Origin of the sequence: Neobacillus drentensis (assembly GCF_036966985.1) — a bacterium.
Lineage (GTDB): Bacteria > Bacillota > Bacilli > Bacillales > Cytobacillaceae > Neobacillus > Neobacillus drentensis_E.
This window is the reverse complement of sequence record NZ_JBALSN010000661.1, coordinates 1-1,748: the sequence shown is the minus strand read 5'-3', so window position 1 is coordinate 1,748 and position 1,748 is coordinate 1. Positions and strand designations below refer to the sequence as shown.

2 protein-coding genes are annotated in these 1,748 nt (G+C 37.5%); one reads left to right on the top strand and one right to left on the bottom strand.

Features of this window, described 5'->3' with window-relative positions; all coding sequences use genetic code 11:
- Positions 1-212: 212 nt before the first annotated feature.
- Entirely contained in the window at positions 213-1,304 is a 1,092-nt protein-coding gene (locus tag V7659_RS30060) for a CotH kinase family protein (protein ID WP_335543682.1), read from the bottom strand.
- Positions 1,305-1,509: 205 nt separating this feature from the next.
- Here V7659_RS30060 and V7659_RS30055 point away from each other — a divergent pair.
- Positions 1,510-1,748 (top strand): CotG/ExsB N-terminal domain-containing protein (locus tag V7659_RS30055; protein WP_420491793.1); only part of this gene is annotated, 239 nt, incomplete at its 3' end.

The following is a 1,748-nucleotide window of genomic DNA, read 5'->3' as shown; positions in this document are numbered from 1 at the left end:
ATCAAATTCACGTTGTAATTTTCCAACAATATTTAATGTGTTATCATATTATGGGTCCGAGCCATCTTTAATAACACTAAAATGAGAATAAGTCCTAAAAATAACAGATAGCTTAAAATTTCGACAAATCTTTATAAAATCCTACTTTTCCTATTTCAAACCAATAAAAATAACCACCTAGCAAGTAGATGGCTCCTTTTCCTCTGGACATTTCAATTTAGCGCTGCTAATTTCCTTGATAAGTATTTTCTTCTTTCCTCGATATAATTCGTGATGACCGATAATTCATGGTCGAATATATCTATATCTTGTTTTTTATATGGATCCTGAATAACATACGGACGAATCAATTGTGTCAGTTTTTCCGCCTTCGGAATCATATGTCCTACTGTAAATTGCTGCTCCATTATTTCCTTAAGGAGCCGTTGATATTGCTTACGAAATGTATCTACATATAATAATCGCGCCGTTAATGTATTGAAGCCATCATACGGAACATAATCAGACTCCATCATTTTTCCATTGACATCTCGGCCCCACGTCGCATCATAGTCCCACGGTATAATCTCAAAAAGGCGTGTTTCACTATTCCTATAAAGAGCATAGTTATGAACAAAACCATCATAGTTTGATGTAAATATAACACCAGCCACCCAGCGGAGATATTTATCAATATCTACAAACTTATGAATCTCCTTTTCAAATTCACTTTTTGAGAACGTATTAATGTTAAAGATAAATTCCTGAAGGTGATAATCATCTTCTGGCGTACCAACTTTTCTTTCATAGCCCAATCGGAGCGATCTTTTAGTTTCTTTGTCCAGGTCACTCATCAATGAAAAGTTGGCATCTCCATCCACAGCATAAAAAATGCTCCCCTTTGGCAGGTCCCTTCTTGTTAAGAAATTCTCATCAACACTCTCAATTTCCAAATAGACCCCTTCTGCTCTTGCATTTTGAATCAGAAAGATATGACGCGATTCTGGTGATAACACACCTAACTCCGCAAAGAAATCAAATGACAGTTTGTTTCTGATTAATGAAGGATCCTTAAATTCTGCATTCAAATGAATATGTTTGGAACCTCTGAATGTTTTCGGTTTATAGAAGGAAACCTGGTAAGACTTTTTCGATAAATCACGGATATGAGATCCTCGATAGGCAATATCGATATCGAGCCGTTTCCCCTCAATCGTTAATTGGGCTGGAATTGGGTCATCAATCCAAATGTCCCTTTTCAGCTCCCGCAGGTCGATTGGTCTAATAAACAGTTTGTATTGCGGTAGTAGTGCTGTCTCGTCCATTTTTCTATTCCTCCTTCCTATATTCGTATGAGAATTGAAGGAAGGAGGTCCCTTTTGGACAGCTTTTTTTTCGTTCATAGGCCTTTTTCTCACTCAAATGTACCTGTACAAACGTAATTTAGTAGAAGAAGAGAGTGTTTCTTGGACAAATTTGTCAATCAGTTATGTGCTCCCTTCTCAAGCTTAAAGGAGGTGCTAAGTTACTATGAGCGATTTTTCAGCTGAAGATATTCAAAGAGCCGCAGATGAAGTAAGACGAGGTGATTTTTGGGACTTTTTGTTCCGTGATCCTAGTCAAGACCGTCGCACTACACGCAGAAGAACATCTAGACGCAGAACATCCAGACAGCAAATGACATCACGGATGAACACATCTAGACGTAATACATCAAGAAATCGGAATACTTCTAGAAACCGGAATACTTCTAGAAACCGTAATACTTC

Coding starts and splice junctions, on each gene's coding strand:
- V7659_RS30060 (WP_335543682.1), bottom strand. CDS start 1,304: ATGGACGAGACAGCACTACTACCGCAATACAAACTGTTTATTAGACCA.